18 protein-coding genes are annotated in these 18,178 nt (G+C 65.9%); 6 read left to right on the top strand and 12 right to left on the bottom strand.

Annotation, left to right across the window (positions count from 1 at the left end; translation table 11 throughout):
- Positions 1 to 176: 176 nt before the first annotated feature.
- Entirely contained in the window at positions 177 to 1,769 is a 1,593-nt protein-coding gene (locus EJC49_RS08465) for an FMN-binding glutamate synthase family protein (protein ID WP_245453317.1), read from the bottom strand.
- Between the two features lie 262 nt (positions 1,770 to 2,031).
- Between EJC49_RS08465 and EJC49_RS08460 the strand changes: the two genes are divergently transcribed.
- Together EJC49_RS08460 and EJC49_RS08455 are read left to right on the top strand one after the other, a co-directional pair.
- Positions 2,032 to 3,039 (top strand): class 1 fructose-bisphosphatase, encoded by a 1,008-nt coding sequence (locus EJC49_RS08460; RefSeq protein WP_126699218.1) that lies wholly within the window; start codon positions 2,032 to 2,034, stop codon positions 3,037 to 3,039.
- Positions 3,040 to 3,184: 145 nt separating this feature from the next.
- The gene (locus EJC49_RS08455) at positions 3,185 to 3,781 is read left to right on the top strand and encodes a biliverdin-producing heme oxygenase (protein ID WP_126699234.1); all 597 of its coding nucleotides are present in this window, start codon (positions 3,185 to 3,187) and stop codon (positions 3,779 to 3,781) included.
- Positions 3,782 to 3,811: 30 nt separating this feature from the next.
- On the opposite strand, the gene EJC49_RS08450 is transcribed toward EJC49_RS08455, so the two are convergent.
- The 9 genes from EJC49_RS08450 to EJC49_RS08410 all read right to left on the bottom strand — a co-directional run bounded on the left by EJC49_RS08450 (position 3,812) and on the right by EJC49_RS08410 (position 12,599).
- Entirely contained in the window at positions 3,812 to 4,711 is a 900-nt protein-coding gene (locus EJC49_RS08450) for a DMT family transporter (RefSeq protein ID WP_126699216.1), read from the bottom strand.
- Complete coding sequence (locus tag EJC49_RS08445) at positions 4,708 to 5,907, bottom strand: mandelate racemase/muconate lactonizing enzyme family protein (RefSeq protein ID WP_126699214.1); 1,200 nt, start codon at positions 5,905 to 5,907, stop codon at positions 4,708 to 4,710. Before EJC49_RS08445 ends, EJC49_RS08450 begins: the two co-directional genes overlap by 4 nt.
- 99 nt (positions 5,908 to 6,006) lie before the next feature.
- The gene (locus tag EJC49_RS08440) at positions 6,007 to 7,017 is read right to left on the bottom strand and encodes a TRAP transporter substrate-binding protein (protein WP_126699212.1); all 1,011 of its coding nucleotides are present in this window, start codon (positions 7,015 to 7,017) and stop codon (positions 6,007 to 6,009) included.
- Between the two features lie 65 nt (positions 7,018 to 7,082).
- Positions 7,083 to 8,360, bottom strand: a complete 1,278-nt coding sequence (locus EJC49_RS08435) for a TRAP transporter large permease (RefSeq protein WP_126699210.1) — start codon at positions 8,358 to 8,360, stop codon at positions 7,083 to 7,085.
- Positions 8,357 to 8,893, bottom strand: a complete 537-nt coding sequence (locus EJC49_RS08430; protein ID WP_126699208.1) for a TRAP transporter small permease — start codon at positions 8,891 to 8,893, stop codon at positions 8,357 to 8,359. Before EJC49_RS08430 ends, EJC49_RS08435 begins: the two co-directional genes overlap by 4 nt.
- On the bottom strand, positions 8,856 to 9,728 hold the full coding sequence (locus EJC49_RS08425; RefSeq protein ID WP_245453316.1) for a FadR/GntR family transcriptional regulator: 873 nt from the start codon (positions 9,726 to 9,728) through the stop codon (positions 8,856 to 8,858). Before EJC49_RS08425 ends, EJC49_RS08430 begins: the two co-directional genes overlap by 38 nt.
- Positions 9,729 to 9,852: 124 nt before the next feature.
- Positions 9,853 to 10,971 (bottom strand): AI-2E family transporter, encoded by a 1,119-nt coding sequence (locus EJC49_RS08420; RefSeq protein WP_126699206.1) that lies wholly within the window; start codon positions 10,969 to 10,971, stop codon positions 9,853 to 9,855.
- A 114-nt stretch (positions 10,972 to 11,085) separates the two neighbouring features.
- Entirely contained in the window at positions 11,086 to 11,823 is a 738-nt protein-coding gene (locus EJC49_RS08415; protein WP_126699204.1) for an amino acid ABC transporter permease, read from the bottom strand.
- A gap of 11 nt (positions 11,824 to 11,834) precedes the next feature.
- The gene (locus EJC49_RS08410) at positions 11,835 to 12,599 is read right to left on the bottom strand and encodes an amino acid ABC transporter ATP-binding protein (RefSeq protein ID WP_126699202.1); all 765 of its coding nucleotides are present in this window, start codon (positions 12,597 to 12,599) and stop codon (positions 11,835 to 11,837) included.
- A 132-nt stretch (positions 12,600 to 12,731) separates the two neighbouring features.
- On the opposite strand from EJC49_RS08410, the gene EJC49_RS08405 reads away from it, so the two are divergent.
- Genes EJC49_RS08405 through EJC49_RS08395 form a run of 3 tightly spaced genes read left to right on the top strand, consistent with a single transcriptional unit; the run spans position 12,732 to position 14,933 of the window.
- Positions 12,732 to 13,508 (top strand): transporter substrate-binding domain-containing protein, encoded by a 777-nt coding sequence (locus EJC49_RS08405; RefSeq protein WP_210211775.1) that lies wholly within the window; start codon positions 12,732 to 12,734, stop codon positions 13,506 to 13,508.
- Between the two features lie 43 nt (positions 13,509 to 13,551).
- Positions 13,552 to 14,199 (top strand): glutathione S-transferase family protein, encoded by a 648-nt coding sequence (locus EJC49_RS08400; RefSeq protein ID WP_126699200.1) that lies wholly within the window; start codon positions 13,552 to 13,554, stop codon positions 14,197 to 14,199.
- An 11-nt stretch (positions 14,200 to 14,210) separates the two neighbouring features.
- Complete coding sequence (locus EJC49_RS08395; protein ID WP_210211774.1) at positions 14,211 to 14,933, top strand: creatininase family protein; 723 nt, start codon at positions 14,211 to 14,213, stop codon at positions 14,931 to 14,933.
- On the opposite strand, the gene EJC49_RS08390 is transcribed toward EJC49_RS08395, so the two are convergent.
- The gene (locus EJC49_RS08390) at positions 14,920 to 16,050 is read right to left on the bottom strand and encodes a hypothetical protein (RefSeq protein WP_126699196.1); all 1,131 of its coding nucleotides are present in this window, start codon (positions 16,048 to 16,050) and stop codon (positions 14,920 to 14,922) included. The genes EJC49_RS08395 and EJC49_RS08390 overlap by 14 nt on opposite strands.
- A gap of 95 nt (positions 16,051 to 16,145) precedes the next feature.
- Here EJC49_RS08390 and EJC49_RS08385 point away from each other — a divergent pair, with 95 nt between their 5' ends.
- Positions 16,146 to 17,084 (top strand): LysR substrate-binding domain-containing protein, encoded by a 939-nt coding sequence (locus tag EJC49_RS08385; protein WP_126699194.1) that lies wholly within the window; start codon positions 16,146 to 16,148, stop codon positions 17,082 to 17,084.
- Here EJC49_RS08385 and EJC49_RS08380 read toward each other — a convergent pair.
- Positions 17,045 to 18,115, bottom strand: a complete 1,071-nt coding sequence (locus tag EJC49_RS08380) for an aromatic ring-hydroxylating dioxygenase subunit alpha (RefSeq protein WP_126699192.1) — start codon at positions 18,113 to 18,115, stop codon at positions 17,045 to 17,047. The two genes, EJC49_RS08385 and EJC49_RS08380, sit on opposite strands and share 40 nt — an antisense overlap.
- Positions 18,116 to 18,178: the final 63 nt, after the last annotated feature.

The following is an 18,178-nucleotide window of genomic DNA, read 5'->3' as shown; positions in this document are numbered from 1 at the left end:
CTTCGTCTCCGCCGGGCCACCAGCCCGACGATCGACGAAGACCTCGACCTTGTCCCAAACCATCCCCGGCAGAATGAACCGTATTGGACGCGACACGCATTAGCGCAAACCTCTCCGCCGCGGTTTGCGGGAGCGATCGGGGGGCAGGGGATGCGCCATGCGGCTCCGAGCGACCGTCAGCTTCGAGGCAGGAAGCTCGATGCGTCGGCCATTGCCCACCAGCGATCGTAGGGCGTGTCTTCCGGCGCGTCGATGAGGGCGCCCGGCTCGAGGAACTCGTAGACCCGGTCGGCGGAGTGGACCTCGGTCTCGCCGACGCGGATGCGAAGATGGTGCGGCCGCAGTTCCGAAGGGCTCCGCAGCCCGGCCGCGGCGACATATTGCGACAGGGCGGCCACGGTGTTGCGGTGAAAATTCGCGACGCGCGGACCCTTGTCCGACACCACGAGACCGCTCTGCCGAAGGCGATCCTGGGTGGCGACCCCGGTGGGGCATCGGTCGGTCTGGCATTTTTTCGTCTGCACGCATCCGAGCGCGAACATGAAGGCGCGTCCGGAATTGCACCAGTCGGCGCCCAACGACAGACTTGCCGCCATGGTGTGACCATCGAAGATCTTCCCGGCCGCAGCCACCCGGACCCGGTCCCGCAGGCCCGTCCCGACCAGGGCGTTCTGGGTGAAGATCAAGGCCTCGCGCAACGGTGTCCCGACATGGTTCGACAGTTCGGCAGGCGCCGCGCCCGTGCCGCCTTCTGCGCCGTCCACGACGATGAAGTCGGGCGTCGTGCCGGTCTGGAGCATGGCCTTAACGAGGCCGAGGAACTCCCAGCGATGGCCGATGCAGAGCTTGAAGCCGACCGGCTTGCCGCCCGACAGCCTGCGCAGTTCGGCTATCCACTCCATCATCTCCAGCGGCGTGGAGAAGGCGGAATGGCGTGCCGGCGACAGGACGTCCCGGCCCATGTCCACGCCCCTGGCCTCGGCGATCTCGCGCGAGACCTTGGAACCCGGCAGCATGCCGCCCTTGCCGGGCTTCGCCCCCTGGCTCAGCTTGATCTCGATCATCCTGACCTGGTCGTGTGCGGCCCTGTCGGCGAAGGCCGCCGCGTCGAAGCGGCCGTCGCGGGTGCGGCAGCCGAAATAACCCGTCCCGATCTCCCACACGAGGTCGCCGCCATGGCTGTGATGATGTCTCGAGATCCCGCCTTCACCGGTGTCGTGGTAGAAGTTTCCGAGCTTGGCACCCAGATTGAGCGCCTCGATGGCCCGTCCGCTGAGCGAGCCGAAGCTCATGGCGGAGATGTTGAGGACCGAAGCTTCGTAGGGGCGCTGGCAGTCGGCGCCGCCGACGAGAACTCGATGGTCGCGCGGGCTATCGTCGACCGCGTGGAGCGAATGGTTGATCCACTCGAAGCCCGGTTCGTACATGTCGACGTCGGCGCCGAAAGACTTCACGCCTTCGATGTCCTTCGACCGCTGGTAGACCAGACGCCGCTGCGAATGCGTGAAGGGGCGACCCTCGTGATCGCTGTCGAGCAGGTATTCGCGCATATAGGGGCGAAGCCACTCGAAGAACCAGCGGACGTGCGCGCTCAGCGGATAGAGACGCATGATGGAGTGCGTCGGCTGCGCCAAATTCCAGATCCCGACGCCGGCCAGCGGGACGAGGAGGACGAGCGGCCACCAGAAGCGTGGAGACCCGAGATGGCCTGCCAGGAGAAGGACGGCGGTGAGCAGGAGGACGGAGGCAAACGGCAGGTATCGGCTCAAATTCAGATCTCGTTCATGGTTGCGCCAGGATGGCCGGGCTGTGTTCTGGAAGGCAGGGGAGCATAGCCATCAACGATCGACGCGGGCGGGTCGTTGCGATCGGCCGTCACGTTTCGCCGTGTCGGGACGACGCGTGGCGTGGCCTGGGCCGGCAAGGCCCTTTACGGCGGCGGCAGCGCCGGGCAAACAGGTCGAAGCTGGCGGTAACCCTGGCGGGTGCCGTCGCCCATCGCATCCAAACTGCCTCGAGTCGAGAAGAGACATGTCCAGAAAGAGCCTCACGCAGTTCCTCGTCGAGCAGCAGCGCACGCATAACGCCTTTCCTGCCGAGCTGCGGCTTCTGCTCGAGGTCGTGGCGCGGGCCTGCAAGCGGATCGGCTACACCGTGAACCAGGCGGGCACCGAAGGCCTGCTGGGCGATGCGGGCGCCATCAACATCCAGGGCGAGGCACAGAAGCGGCTCGACGTGATGGCCAATGAAATCCTCCTGGAGGCCAACGAGTGGGGCGGCCACCTGGCCGCGATGGCATCCGAGGAAATGCACACCATCCATCCCGTGCCCAACCGCTACCCGATGGGCGAGTATCTGATGATGTTCGATCCTATCGACGGGTCGAGCAACGTCGATGTCGCACTGTCGGTGGGCACCATCTTCTCGGTGGTCGAGGCACCGTGCGACATCTCCGGCCGCGAACCGACGGAGGCCGACTTCCTGCTGCCGGGGCGCCGGCAGGTGGCGGCGGGCTATGCGCTCTATGGCCCGCAGACGCTGCTGGTTCTGTCGGTCGGCACGGGCGTCTACGAGTTCACGCTCGATCGAGGCATGGGGGCATGGGAACTGACGGGCGAAAACCTGCGGATTCCCTCCGGCTCGCGCGAGTTCGCGATCAACATGTCGAACCGGCGCCACTGGTCGGAGCCGGTCCGTCGCTACATCGACGATTGCATGGCCGGCAAGGACGGCCCGCTCGGGCGGGACTACGGCATGCGCTGGACGGGGTCGATGGTGGCAGACATCCACCGCATCCTGAAGCGTGGCGGCGTGTTCATGTATCCATGGGACAGCCGCAACCCCAACGCGGCGGGCAAGCTTCGGCTGATGTATGAAGCGAATCCGATGGGCTTCCTGATCGAGCAGGCCGGGGGCCTGGCGATGGAAGAGGACCACACGATCCTCGACATCCAGCCGCACGCCCTCCACCAGCGCGTGGGGGTCACCATGGGCGATCGCGACGAGGTCGAGCGCATCCTCGGCTATTTCGAGCGATAGTCACGTCAGGGGCAGCCGTCTCTTAGCGCGATTCCGGTTTCCATCCGCTCGTCCTCGGCTTACCAATCGGTGCACGCGCGATATCACGCGTGTCCGGTCGCGCCGGCCGCGGCAGGGGCGCGAGGTCCGCGAAGGGGTGGAACAGATGGATGTCGAGGCGCTGGTTTCGAAGTCCGGGCTCATCGGGCGCGCCGGACGCCTGAAAGCCGCGACGCAGGCGACGCACGAGCGACTGGACCGGACCATCCTGCGGCGACAGCCCTTTGCCAGCCGCGAGGCCTACGGGCGGCTGCTTGACGTCCAGTTGCGGTTCCACCGAGAACTCGCACTCTTCTATCGAGATCCTGCGCTGCGGGCGCTGATCCCCGGTCTGGAGAGCCGGCAACGCTTCGACCTGATCGCCAGGGACCGCCTCGACCTCGGTCTTGGCGTGCCGCCTGCCGAGGACGCCGCGCATGGACCGGTCGACGTCGCGACCGGCCTCGGCTGGCTCTATGTGGCGGAAGGCTCCAGCCTCGGCGCCGCATTCCTGCTCAAGGAGGCGGCCACCCTCGGCCTGTCGGAGACGTTCGGCGCGCGCCACCTGGCGGCGGCGCCGGAAGGGCGCGGAAGGCACTGGAAGACATTCGTCGCTGCACTCGACGCTGCCGATGTCGCGGCCGAAGACGAGCATCGCGTGGTTGCCGGCGCGCGCGACGCCTTTCGCAGCGTCCACCGCCATGTGGTCGATCTGTTCGGGTGAGGACGCAGGAACTCCGCCGGGCGAAGCGGACTATCGGCCGGTGGCCCGCTCGCGCGCGAGAATGAACAAGCCCGCCGCCACGATGATCGCCGCGCCGACCAGCATGGCTGGACGCGGGACGTCGCCAAAGACGATGAAACCGAAGATGACCGCCCAGAAGAGCAGCGTGTACTGAAAGGGCGCCACGACGGAAGCGTCGGCGAGCTTGAGCGCCCGGTTGACGCAGACATGGGCGAGCATGGCGACCACGCCGAGCAGGGCCAGAAGCGACAGGTCGAAGGCGTTCGGCGTCACCCAGCCGAAGGGCGCGGTGACGATGCCGAACAGGCCCGCGCCGACGATCTGCCAGAACACCAGCGTCCTGCCCGGCGTGCCGCGCAGTGCGCGGCCGGACAGCATCATGAAGGCGAAGCAGAACGAGCCGGCGATGGAGACCAGGGCGGGCGCCGTGAGGCTTGCCGCGGATGGTTCGAGCGCGACGACGACGCCGACGAAGCCCACCATGATCGCCACCCAGCGCCGCCATCCGACCCGCTCGCCGAGCAGGAAGGGCGACATCGCCGCGACATAGATCGGCGCTGCGAGCCAGTAGGTCATCACGTCGGCCAGGGGGAGGGTGATGACGGCGAAATAGAAGCAATACACCTCCGCCGACGACAGCAGCACGCGAAGGACCTGCATGCCCGGCCGCTCGACGACGATCAGGGGCTTCAGCCCGTCGCGCCACAGGAAAGGCAGCAGCACGAGCATCGCGGCGGCGCTGCGGATCAGCAGCACCTGTCCGACCGAATAGGTGGCCACGAGCCATTTGCCCATCACGTCGTTCAGCGTGAACATGAACATGGCCAGCAGCATGATCGCGATGCCGATCGACGTGCTGCTGGACCCGGGGACGCTCCCGGTTCCGCTGGTTGCCGGTTCTGAACTCATCGTGCTCCGCTCGTCCTGACGATCGCGTCCGCGCGCCGGTCGACGTCGGGAAGCAGGTCGATGCCCAGCCCCGGCGCCTCCCCAATCGTGATCTCGCCCGCCGCCACGACCGGGAGTTCGGTCACGAGTTCCCGGTACCAGCCGGTGTAGAAGGCTCTGACGGATTCCTGAATCAGGGTGTTCCGGGCATGAAGCGAAAAATGGCACGAAGCCATGAAGACCACCGGGCCGGTGCAGTCGTGCGGCGCGACGGGAATGTGGTGCGCCTCGGCCAAGCCGGCGATCTTGCGGGCCTCGGACAAGCCGCCGCACCAGGACAGGTCGAGCATCGCCACACCCGCCACTCCGGTCGCGAGATAGTCGCGAAAGGCGTGCGGATAGGCCAGCGTCTCGGAAGCGCAGATCATGGCGCGCGAATGCGGCGCGTAGGCCTTGAGCGTTTCCAGCGAGTCCATGCGCACGGGATCCTCGTGCCAGTAGGTGTCGAACTCGGCGAGCGCGCCCGCGATGCGCTGGGCGGCCGGCAGTTTCCACAGCGAGTGAAACTCGACCATGATGTCCATCCTGTCGCCGACGGCCTTGCGGATCTTCTCGAAGGGTTTCAGGGCGGTGCGCAGTTCGTCCGGCGAAATGTCGAGCCCGCCGGTGCGCTCGGCGGCGATGTCGAACGGCCAGATCTTCATGCCGGTGATGCCCTGTTCCAGCAGCGAGTGGGCAAGCTCGTCCGCCGAATTGAGAAAGGCCCCGAGATCCTCGTAGGGGCCCTGGCTCTGGCCGACGCCCCAGTTCGCGACGGCCTGCGCACGAGCATCGCGCACGTAACGATAGCCCGCGCAGGTGTTGTAGGTGCGGACACTCTCGCGGCTGCGCCCGCCGAGCGCCACCGAGACCGGCACGCCCAGGGCCTTGCCGAACAGGTCCCATAGCGCGATGTCGACCGCCGAATTGCCGCGTGTCTCTACACCTGCGCCGCGCCACCCCAGATACCCGATGAGGTCGCGGTTGATCGCTTCGATCTGCATCGGGTCGCGGCCGATGATCTTCGGCGCCACGGTTTCGTGCAGATAGGCCTCGACGGCGGCGGCGCCCATGAAGGTTTCGCCAAGGCCGACCAGACCCTCGTCTGTGTGCAGCCGCACCCAGACCAGGTTGGCGAACTCGGCCAGTCGGATGGTTTCGAGGGATGTGATCTTCAAGACTTCATGCCTGCAGGGGAATTTCGTCACCCGGCCGTCGCATTGATCGGCCGGGTGAGGGGTGCGGAAGCCGTTGCCGCCTTCCGCGCCTAACCGTTGCTACTCGCCGCGCATCTTCTTCAGTTCGGCCATCATCTTGTCGACGACTTCCTGACCGATCGTCGCCGCATGCTTCTCGTAGACCGGGGCGACCGCCTCGCGCATCGCGGCCTGGGCCTCGGGGGTCAGGTCCACCACCTCCATGCCGGCTGCCTTGACGTTCTCGAGCGACTGGGCGCCGAGATCGCGGCTGGCCTTGCGCTGCGCGTCACGGCCGACGATCGCGCATTCCTGCAGGGCCGCCTGCTCGTCCGCCGACAGCTGGTCCCAGAGCGGCTTGGAGTAGAGCACCATGAACGGCGTGTAGGCGTGGCGCGACATCGTCAGGTGCTTCTGCACCTCCGAGAACTTCGACGTGTCGATCGTCACGACGGGATTCTCCTGGCCGTCGATGGCGCCGGTCTCGAGCGCAGTGAAGACCTCGCCGAACGACATCGGCACCGCGTTTGCGCCCAGGTTGAGGAAGGAGTCCAGGAAGATGTTGTTCTGCATCACCCGAACCTTCAGACCCTTGATGTCGTCGACACCGGCGACGGGGCGCTGCGAATTGGTCAGATTGCGAAAGCCGTTCTCCCAATAGGCCAGGTTGATGAGGCCGACGCCCGGCATCATGTCGGAAACATAGGCGCCGAAATCGCCGTCGAGGATGGTGTCGGCCTCGGTCTCGTCGGCGAAGAGAAACGGCAGGTCGAACACGCCGAGCGCCGGCAGGATGCCGACGAGGGGCGAGCTGGACGTGACCACCATTTCCTGGGTGCCTGAACGCAGCGCCTGGGTGGCGTCGAGATCGCCGCCGAGCGCGCCGCTCCAGAACGCGTTCACCTTCATCTTGCCGCCCGATTTTTCGGTGAGGCACTCCTTCATGGCCGTCACGCCGCTTCCGACGGGATGGGTCTCGGCGACACCATTGGAAATGCGGATCGTGCGGTCCTTGAACTCGGCCATGGCCGAGCCGGCAAACACGCACGTGCCAAGCGCGAGCGCCAGGCCTCTGAGAATGGTCGATTTCATTTCTTATTCCTCCCTTGTTGACGTTCTACGTTCTACTTTCTCGATAGACCCGCGACGCATCCTGGCTATCGCAACCAGTTGAGCGGCACGAGGACGAGCTCTGGAAACAGGACGAGCAGGAACAGCACGGCGACCTGGGCCAGAAGGAACGGCCAGACCCCCGCGATGACCTGTCCGAGCGGTACTTTTGCCACGCCGCTGACGACGTTGAGCACCACGCCGACCGGCGGCGTCAGCAGGCCGATGCAGCAGTTCATGACGAACAGGACGCCGAAATAGGTCGGGTTGATGCCGGCCTCGCGGATGATGGGCATCAACACTGGTGTGAGGATGAGGATGGTCGGCGCGAGATCGAGCGCGGTGCCGACGATGAGCACGAGCAGCATGATGACGGCGAGCAGCAGGGTCGGCCGATCGATCAGCGGCTGGATGATGCCGCCGATCTCGGCGGGAATGTTGGCCGATGTGATGAGCCAGGCCGAGACGAGCGCGGCGGCGACCAGGAACAGGACCACCGAGGTCGTCTTGGCCGCCGTGAGGAAGACGCGATAGAGGTCTGCGATCTTCAGTTCGCGGTAGATCACCATGCCGACGAAGAGCGCGTAGACGGCCGCGACGACTGCGGCCTCCGTGGGCGTGAAAACGCCGAAGCGGATGCCGCCCAGCACGATGACGGGCATGAACAGGGCCCAGCCGGCGCGCCCGGTGGCCTTGAGCTTCACCGCCATCGGCTGGCGCGGAAGCACGGCGACGTCTTCCTTCTTGGCCAGCAGAAGCCAGGTGATCACGAGCGCGACCGCCATCATCAGGCCGGGCACGATCCCGCCGATGAAGAGCTGCGTGATCGAGACGTTGGCTGCCACGCCGAAGATGATGTAGGCGATCGAGGGCGGGATGACCGGCGCGATGATGCCGCCGGCCGCCATCAGCCCGGCTGCGCGGGGCACGTTGTAGCCGGCGTTGCGCATCATCGGGATCAGGATCGCGGCGAGCGCCGCCGTATCGGCAGCGGCCGAGCCGGAGATCGAGGCCATGATGACGGCGGCCAGGATCGCGACGATGCCGAGACCGCCGCGGATGTGTCCCACGCAGGCGATGGCGAATTCGACGATGCGGCGCGACAGCCCGCCCGCATTCATGATTTCGCCCGCCAGCAGGAAGAACGGGATGGCGAGCAGCGTGAAGGTGTCGGCCCCCGAAATCATGCGTTGCGACACGATCTGGGTGTCGAAGATGCCGCCATAGGTCATCAGCGCGATGCCGCAGAAGATGAGCGCGAACGCCACCGGCACGCCGATGGCCATGGCGCCGAGCAGCGAGACGAGGAAGACGACGATGGTCATTCCGCGCGCTCCCGTACGACCGCCGCCTCGGTCCTCTCGCCGGCGAAGGCGCGGAGTTCCGCTTCGGTGATGCGGCCGGCGAGCGCACGGACGAGCCGCAGGCCGACCATCAACCCGATGCCCACGCTGGTGAAGAAGCCGATGCCGTAGATCCAGTTCATGCGGATTCCGATCACTGGCGACGTCATCGAGGCGTTGATCGGATACTGTTTCCAGGTTCCCCAGAAAAAGGCGGCCATGCACATGAAAATGATCGCGTCGCTGAGGATCATGCACAGCAGCCGGCCGCGCGGGCCGAAGCGCTGGACCAGCGTCTCGACGCCCAGATGGGCATTCTCGCGGAAGGTGACGACCGCGCCGATGAAGGTCAGCCAGACGAAGAAGTAGCGGGCCAGTTCCTCGGAGACGAGGATGCCGGAGTTGAAGCCATAGCGCAGCACGACATTGCCGAAGACCATGATGGCCATGGCGGCAAGCAGGACCACCAGGAGGGCTTCAAGGCCCTTGAACAGGTAGTCTATTCCTCTCGACATCCGATCGCTCCTCCCAGAGCATGTCCGGCAGCACGCCAAGGATGTCCTCGCGGGCCGCTTCGATGAGTCTTGTCAATGCCTTGCGAGCCCCGTCGGGGTCGTGGCCGATGATCGCGTCGGCGACCTCCCGGTGCATGGGCAACGAGGCGCGCGCGGTGTCCATGCTGATCACCGACAGCTTGAACGAGATGCTCAGCGTGTTGGCGAGAAGCGGCACGAGCTGGCGCAGGAACTGGTTGTTGGATCCAAGGATGATCGCCTGGTGGAAGTCGAGGTCGGCGGCGTGATAGTCGCCATCACCGTCCACCGCATTCGACATCCGTCGATACGCATCTTCGAGCGCCTGGGCGTCGAATCCCTCATTTCGCGCCGCGAGAGCGGCCGCGTGCGGCTCGATCCCGAGGCGGAAGTGGATCAGATCGTCGACGAAGTCGCGCGTCAGCCCGCCGGTCACACGCCAGGCGACCACCTGCGGATCAAAGAGGCTCCAGGAATCGATGGGCCTGACCGTCGTCCCGTGGCGTCTGCGAACCTCGACCATGCCCTTGGCGACCAGCGTCCGCATGGCTTCGCGGACCACAGTGCGCGAAACGCCCAGCTCTCCCCCGATCTCGTCTTCGGTCGGAAGCGCAGAACGGTCGGCGAAACGACCGCCGACGATCCAGTGGGCGATCCGGTCGACGGTCTCTTGATGGAGCGTCCGCAGCAGCATGCATATATCATACGTATGATGAAAGCTCGTGCAAGTGCCGACTTGACTGGCGCCGGGACGCCCAGCCGATGTCCACGGGGGCCGTACCGATGGGATATCGCAGCGATCAAGGGAGCGGATCATCGCGCGTCGCGGCTGCGGGGCATCCCGGTTCCGACGGTGTGCCCCGGGACGACCTGGACCGGCCGCCGCCGAACGGCATGGAAGGGTCATGACGGATCTTGGCCGAGGTCGCGCCGGCCTCATTTCAGTCCGGCATCCGGCGTTGGCCGAGCTTGGCCGTGCCGGGCGCGGTCAGCGCGGATCCAGCGGCGTGCTGTCCGGCTTCCGACTCCAGGTCGCGGCCTGTGGCGAGGAAGATGTCCCAGACGGCGATAAACATGGCGGCGACCATCGGGCCGACGACGAAGCCATTGAGGCCGAAGACGGAAATGCCGCCGAGCGTGGATATCAGCACCACGTAGTCGGGAATGCTCGTCGACTTGCCGATCAGGAACGGCCGCAGAAGATTGTCGACGAGACCGATCACCAGCATCCCGAACAGGATTAGCACCAGGCCTTCCCAGATCGAACCGGACAAGAGCAGATAGACCGCGACCGGGAACCAGACGATGCTCGACCCGACGGCCGGCAGCAGGGACAGGAACGCCATCAGGACGGCCCAGAGCACGGGGGCGTGGATTCCGAGCACCCAGAAGATCAGCCCGCCCAGCGCGCCCTGCACCGCAGCCACCAGAAGCGTTCCCCGGATGATCGCCTGTGCGACGATCGCGAATCTTTCGATCAGTGCGTCCCGCTGGAGTTCCCGAAGAGGGATCGCCTTCTTGATCTTCTGCGACAGTTTCGCGCCGTCGCGAAGCAGGAAGTACAGCAGGTACAGCATGACGCCCAGGCTGACGAAGAACTCGAAGGTGCTCTGCCCGACCAGAAGGGCGCGCGCCACCAGCGCCTGGAGAAAGCGGGAGAGCCCGTTGCGGACAGCGTCCAGGTTCGTGAGCTCGAACGTGGCGAACAGATCCTCCAGCCATTCGGGCGCGGCGTCGACGATCGTCCTGAGATACTGGCCTGGATCCAGCCGGCCGGACTGGATGTTGGTGTAGAGCGCGGCTGCTTCCACGGCGAGCGAAGATGCGACCAGCATCAGCGGCAGAATGACGAGCAGGACGGTGAGGATGACGGTCGTGATGGCGGCGAGCCCGGTACGTCCGCGCATGGCCTTCGTCAGTCGACGATGAACCGGCAGAAACAGGATGGCGGCAATGACGCCCCACAGGATGGCGCCATAATAAGGCCAGATGATCAGGCCGAACGCGGCCGACGTGGCCACAAGGAGCCACAGGAAGGCCTGGTCCTCGATCGTGCGCATTGCCCGTCACCTCGCTCGACAGTTCGGGACAACTCTACGCCAATGGAGCGTTTGCGACAGGATGAATCCGGCGGTGTCGTCGTTCCTTCGATGCCCGCAGCCACGCCTGCCGTGTCAGCGCTCGTCGGTGCGCATGCGCCGCTCGAGCCAGCGCACGCCGGCCGAGACGATCAGGATCAGGACGAGGTATTCGAGCACCAGGAAGGTGTAGATCTCCAGCGGCCGATACTCGGTGACCACGAGTTCGTTGGCCTTTCGGGTGAGTTCCTGCATGCCGATCACGGAGACCAGCGACGACATCTTCAGCATGTAGACGATCTGGTTGCCGATCGCCGGCAGGATGCGCCTGATCGCCTGCGGCAGGATTACGTAGCGCATCGTGTCACGGTAGTTCAGCGAGATGGAATAGGCTGCCTCGTATTGCCCGCGCGCGATGGACTGGATGCCGGCACGGAAGATTTCCGCCTGGAAGGCGCTGTCGGAAAGCGCCAACGCGAAGACGCCTGCCCAGAACACGCCGATCGTGAGACCGGTGATCTGCGGCAGGCCGTAATAGACCCAGAGCACGAGCACCAGGATCGGAACTGCCCGCACGAGTTCGACATAGGTGCGGCTGGCCCAGCGCAGGCCGCGATTGCTGGACAGGCCGGGCAGGGCGACGAGCAGGCCCACCACGATCGAGATCGAGATCGCGGTGGCGGAAAGCAGGATCGTGTATTGCAGGCCGCTCAGGAGGAAGCGGACGTTGTTGTAGCCGGAGGGCGTGGTCGGGTTGACGACATACCAGCCCCAGTTGCCGGAACAACCCGTCAGCACCAACGCGAGGGCGGCGAGGATGAAGGCCTTGCGCATGGTCGGGCCTCTCAATGGTTCAGGATCTTCTGCAGGAAGTCGCGGCAGCGCTGGCTTTCCGGCGCCGAGAAAAAGCGCTCGGGCGGCGCGGTCTCGACGATCTCGCCGTGATCCATGAACATGATGCGGTCCGCCACGCGGCGGGCGAATCCCATCTCATGGGTGACGCAGAGCATGGTCATGCCCGTGCCGGCGAGCTCGGCCATCACCTCCAGCACTTCGTTGATCATCTCGGGATCGAGCGCCGAGGTCGGCTCGTCGAACAGCATGATGCCGGGCTCCATGCACAGCGACCTTGCGATCGCCACGCGCTGCTGCTGCCCGCCAGACAGCTGGCGCGGATATTTGTCTGCCTGTTCGGGAATGCGAACGCGGTCCAGATAGCGGCGCGCGATCTCCTCGGCCGCGGCGCGGTTCATGCCGCGGGCTCGCATCGGCCCGAGCATCAGGTTCTCCAGCACGGTCAGATGCGGGAAGAGGTTGAACTGCTGGAACACCATGCCGGCCTTGCCACGCACCGCGCGCCGGCTGGCATCGTCGGTTCCGAGCGCCAGGCCGGCAACGCGAATGTGGCCCGCGTCATAGGATTCCAGGCCGTTGATACAGCGGATCAGCGTCGACTTGCCGGAGCCGGACGGCCCGCAGATCACCACGCGCTCCCCGGCGGCGATGGAGAGCGAGATGCCCTTCAGAACCTGGAAATCCCCGAAGGACTTGAAAACATTGTCGAACAGGATGATGGGCTCGTCGTCTCGCACCGCTGCTTCGATCCTCATTGTCGCCGATGGCCGATGGAGGGCGAAGTGCCCTGCCGCAGATTTAGGCATAAGTTTCGCTTGCATAGCAACTGATTTCAGACAAGGATCAAGCGTCCCACGGTCGTGGCCGATCGAAGGTTGGAGGTTCCCATGAGCATGCTGAAATCGCTTGTCCTGACCGCGGCGCTGGCGCTGTCGTCCGTTCCAGCCCTGGCGCAATCGGCGCTGAACGACATCCTGAGCGGCGGCGTGCTGAAGGTCGGCACGACGGGCGACTGGAACCCGATGACGATGAAGGATGTCGCCACCAATGGCTACACCGGCTACGACATCGACGTGATGAACCAGCTGGCGACCGATCTCGGCGTCACGGTGGAATTCGTTCCGACCGACTGGAAGACGCTCGTGTCCGGCGTCTCGGCCGGCACCTATCACATCACCGGATCGGCCTCGATGTCGCCTGCGCGCGCCAAGGCGGCCGGGTATTCGACGAGCTACTTCTCGCTCGCCACCGTGCCGCTGATCAACAAGAAGGACGCCGACCGCTTCAAGGACTGGGCCGATCTGGACAAGGCCGACGTGATCGTGGCGGCGACGCTCGGCACCACCCAGGAAAAGCAGGTGAAGGAGTTCTTCCCCAACGCCCAGTACAAGATCGTCGAAGCGCCGGCGCGCGACTTCCAGGAGGTTCTGTCCGGCCGCGCCCAGGCGCACATCACATCCAACGTCGAGGCCTACAAGCTCATCGCCCAGTATCCGGAAATGATGATCGTGCCGGTGTCGGCGCCGCGTGCCCGGACGCCGGTCGCCATGCTGATGAAGCAGGACGATCAGGTCTGGATCAACTACGTCAACACCTGGATCACGCTGAAGCGGGAAGCCGGCTTCTTCGACGAGCTCGGCATCAAGTGGCAGCTCCAGAACTGACCAGGGCATCGGCGGAGCGCCGTCGGCGCTTCGCCTCTCGTCCATGCTGACGATCTACGCCATCCCACCCAGCCTCTACTGCGCCAAGCTGCGCATCGTGCTGCGGCACAAGAACCTCGACTGGCGCGAGTTGCCGCCGCCGGGCGGCTATGGCTCCGCCGCATACAAGCAGATCGTGGCATCCGGCAACCTGCCGGCCATGCTCGATGGCGACCTGCTCATCGCTGACAGCGAGGCGATCGCCGAATATCTGGAAGAGCGGTATCCGGAGCCGCCGCTGCTGCCACAGGCCGTGGCGGATCGCGCCAGGATGCGCGAGCGCGGTCGCTTCCACGACACGCGGCTGGAGCCTGCCCTTCGAGCGCTGTTCGGATCGATCGGGCCCGACGTGCGGGACGCTGCCCTCAATGCACGACAGTCGGCCATCCTTTCCGAAAGGCTTGGCCAACTGGGGCGGATGCTTCAGGCCGGGCCTGACCTGGGTTTCGGCCTCGGCGATTGCGGCTATCCGATCACCTTCGCCTGGATCGACGCGCTGACGCCGCCGCTGTCGTTGGCCATCGCGTGGCCCGAAGGGGTCGCAGCCTATCGCGCCCGCATCGAAGTCGAGCCCGCCGTTGCGGCGGAACTGGACAGCTATCGTCCGATCCTGCGTGGCTGGGTGGACAGGACGACGGGTTCGTCGGCATGAGGCTCGACCTGATGACCTGGCCAGAGGTCGACGCCCACCTGGCGGCGTCGGGCGGCATCATCGTGCCGGTTGGCTCCACCGAACAGCACGGGCCGATGGGCCTGATCGGCACCGACGCGCTCTGCGCCACGACGATCGCCGAACGCGCGGCCGAGCGCTGCGAGGCGATCGTGGCACCGACGCTGGCACTCACGCCAGCGCCGTTCAACACAGCTTTTCCCGGCACGATCTCGATTTCCGTCCCGCTCTTCGCGGCGCTGGCGGGCGAGGTGTTCGACAGCCTCGCCGCGCAGGGCTTTGCCCATGTCTATGTGCTCAACGGCCATGGCGCCAATCTTGCGCCTTTGCGCGAAGTGATCGCGGCCCGGCCGGGGCATCGCATCCAGCTGAAGAGCTGGTGGGACTTCGAACCGGTCAACGTGCTCCGCCGAGCGTGGTATGGCGACTGGGAGGGCATGCACGCGACGCCTTCGGAGGTCGCGATCACCATGGCCGCGCATCGGCAGCCGCCGGTTCCTCCGGAGGCCCTCACGCCGCCGCGCGCCCTGTCGGCCGACTATATGCGCGCCCATGTCGGAGACCGGCACGGCCCGCCCGACGAGCACCGGCGCGACTTCCCCGATGGCCGGGTCGGTTCGCACTCGGCGCTCGCGACGCCGCAGCAGGGGGCCGACCTGATCGAGGCGGCGGCGAACGCGGTCGCCGAGGATTATCGCGCTTTCATGGTGTCCTGACCGCCGACAGGCGTCCGTGGGGCGCGAGGCCGACCGCCTGCGCCGGAGCGGCGAAGGCTGCGGCGACTTGCGGATGGGCGGCGAGGATTTCGCTGCCGCCCGGCACGCGTTCGGGATGCAGCCGGCCGTTCTCCCAGACCGCGACCCCGTCGACCAGCACGGTCGGATCGACGACGTTCCAGCAAATCTCGCCCGGCGCATAGGCCCCGCAGGTGTGAAAATGCAGCAGGCGAGGGTTACCGAAAGCTGCGCCGCTCCAGCGCTCCAGGTTTTCGCCGGCCTGGCCTGGAAAGGCGCAGCCCGGATGGATGCCGGCGTGCCAGGAGTGGACGAAATCGCGGTCGATGCCGAACCGGTCGGCGACGAAGGCGTAGTGCCGCCGCGCCGTGTCCACATCGGCGGCATCGCCCTCGAAGCCGGTGATGTGGTTGCCCTCGAAGGCGATGAACAGGACGTCCCGCAGCGCCGCTCCGTAGGGCTGGTAGTATTTCGAGCCGGTGCCGACGAGGAACCCCGCCTGCGCCACCCGGCCGCGATAGGCCGCCGCCGGCGCCGGCGTGAAGACCGACATCGGAAAACGCGCCACCGTGACATCACCTTTCGCACCCGGAAAGGCCACGCCCGGGCCGGAAAAATCGGTGCCGAGAGGGCAGGTCACGCGGATGGAGGTCGCGCCGGCAAGGACCGCATCGACGCTGGCCTTCAGCGCGACGAAGGCGCGATAGGGGGCCCGGCCGAAGACGGAGCCCAGCATGTCCCGGTTGAGCGCATAGCAGACGATCGGCCGGACCGCGGCAAGTTCGGCGTTGAAGCGCAACTGGTCGCCCATGCGGGCGAGAAACAGTGTCCGGTCCGCGGCCAGCATCGCGTGGCGTAGGTCCGCCGGCGGCACATCGATGTCGGGGTCGAAGGGGATGGCGCGTGCGGTCGCCCGAATGCCCATCGTCGCGGCGGCTTCCAGCACAGCTTCCGCCAGCCCTGGTCCGTAATAACCGAGCGTCGGATCCTCGTGCAGGACGAGCAGCGTCTCGCCGGCCCGCATCCCGGCGCAATCGGCCAGCAGGTTTCGCGCGCCATCCAGCACGGCTGCGTCGTTGGTTGCGCCTGGCTGGCTCATCCGAGGCCTCCTCGCGCCGTCTCGTGGGCACCGAAACGTGCTGGCCATCGGCCGCCGATTTGACTTCGATTAAATGCTTCATTAGCAGCACTTATATGAAGGCGAACCTTCCTTTCGCGGCATTGAGAACCTTCGAATCCGTCGTGCGGCTGCAGGGCTTCGGCCGTGCGGCCGAGGAACTGGGCGTCACGCAAAGTGCGGTGAGCCAGCATGTGCGCACGCTGGAAGACTGGCTCGGCCGCCGGCTGGTAATCCGGGGCGGCGGTCGCGCCACGGCCAACGAGGACGGGTTGAAACTGGCCGCGGCCGTCGCACAGGGTTTCGGCGAGGTCGCGCAGGCCTGCAACGCGTTGCGCGTGAAGCCCGGTGAGAGCCTGACCATCGGCATATCCTGCCTTCCCGGCTTCGCCTTCATCTGGCTCATTCCGCGCCTGATCGAGTTCGACCAGCGCTATCCCGATTTTCCCGTCTCCATCCTGACGTCGGGGTCGCTCGCCAACTTCGCCGACGACGAGGTCGACGTGGCGATCCGTTATGGTCTGGGCAGCTATCCGGGCCTTCACGTCGAGCGTCTGCTGACCGAACGGTTGTTCCCGGTCTGCGCGCCAAAGCTCATCGAGAAGGGGCCGCCGATCCGCTCGGTGGACGATCTCGCCCATCACACGCTGCTCTACGACGAGATCGCCGACATCGGCGGGCGCCCGCCTACCTGGCAGTACTGGGCCGAGGAGACGGGCCGCAAGCTGCCCAAGCCGCAGCGTGCGCGACGTTTCGGACAGTCCAACATGGTCGTTCAGGCGGCGATCAACGGCTATGGCGTGGCGCTTGGCCGTGAGCCACTGGTCATCGACGCCTTGACCGATGGGCGGCTGGTCCGGCCCTTTCCCGAACTCGTCCCGTCGCAATTTTCCTACTGGTTCGTGTGTCCGGCAGGATCGCTGCGAACCGAACGCATCCAGGTGTTTCGCGACTGGCTGCATCACGAGGTCGAACGTCAGCCGGCCATCACCGACGCCTCGCTTGCGGCTTCCTGAGACGCCTCGGCGGCGATGCGCCGCTCGACCTTGCGCCGGAAGCGCAGCGCGCCGGCATCGAGCCCCAGATTGATGCTGGGCGAGCGCGGGTTCTTCATGCCGCGATGGACCGATTCCAGCACGTCCTTGTCCTCGTTGAACGCCATGGTCGCGCCCGCGAACATGCGCTCCGACATGGCGGTATCGTCGGCCCGCTGGTTGCGGTGCTGGAACCAGAAATAGAGCGAGTTGTCCTCGTCCACCGGCGTGATGAAATTGTAGGAGACGTTGACGAAGGATCCTTCCGGGATGTCGTTTCCCGACGCGCCGGAGCCCCCCGGCGCGTAGACCGACATGTTGAGCGCGATCGCCGGGAGCCGCATCTCGTAATGCTGCTTGCGGTCGCAATTGTCGGCGAAGGCGAGGAAGGGGGCATAGTAGGGCGGCGCGGGCTTGTCGTGGATCCAGCGGTAGACGACCACGCCATCATCGTCCTCCGTCATCTCCAAAGGCAGCGTGTCGGAGCCCGCGCCGGCAAACGACGTCACGTGCACCCAGGCGACGTGCGAGGGGTCGAGCAGATTGTCGGTGATCCAGAGGTAGTTGCAAGCGATCGGCAGCGCGCCGCGCGCCGTGCGGCCCCAACTGGGGTCGTCGAAATGCGGGATGTCGATCAGGGCAGACGGATCCGCAAGCGTCGGTTCGCCCGGCCAGACCCAGACGAAGCCGTAGCGCTCGATTACCGGCCACGAAGCGACGCGCGCGCGCTTCGGAATCATGTGCTCCTGCGTCGGCGCCGCCACGCATCGGCCCGAGCCGTCGAAGGTCAGGCCATGGTAGCCGCAAACGACGGTGTCGCCCTTCAAGGCGCCTTTCGAGAGCGGAAGCTTGCGGTGGGGGCAGGCGTCCTCCAGCACAGCGACGGAGCCGTCCAGCCTCCGGAAGAACACCATCGCTTCGCCGAGCAGCGTCATCGGCTTGAGGTCGCGGCCGAAATCCTCGCTGCGGCCGGCGACATACCAGGTGTTGCGGATGAAAGCTGAAGGCTGCATCGGATTCTCCGGTGGCGCGACTTGCCGCCGACATTAGCATGGGGTTTAGTGAAACTGAAGTAC

Source organism: Aquibium carbonis (assembly GCF_003970795.1).
In the GTDB taxonomy this organism is placed as follows: Bacteria; Pseudomonadota; Alphaproteobacteria; order Rhizobiales; family Rhizobiaceae; genus Aquibium; species Aquibium carbonis.
Note: the sequence above shows the minus strand (reverse complement) of the source record. Positions and strands in the feature narration are given on the sequence as shown.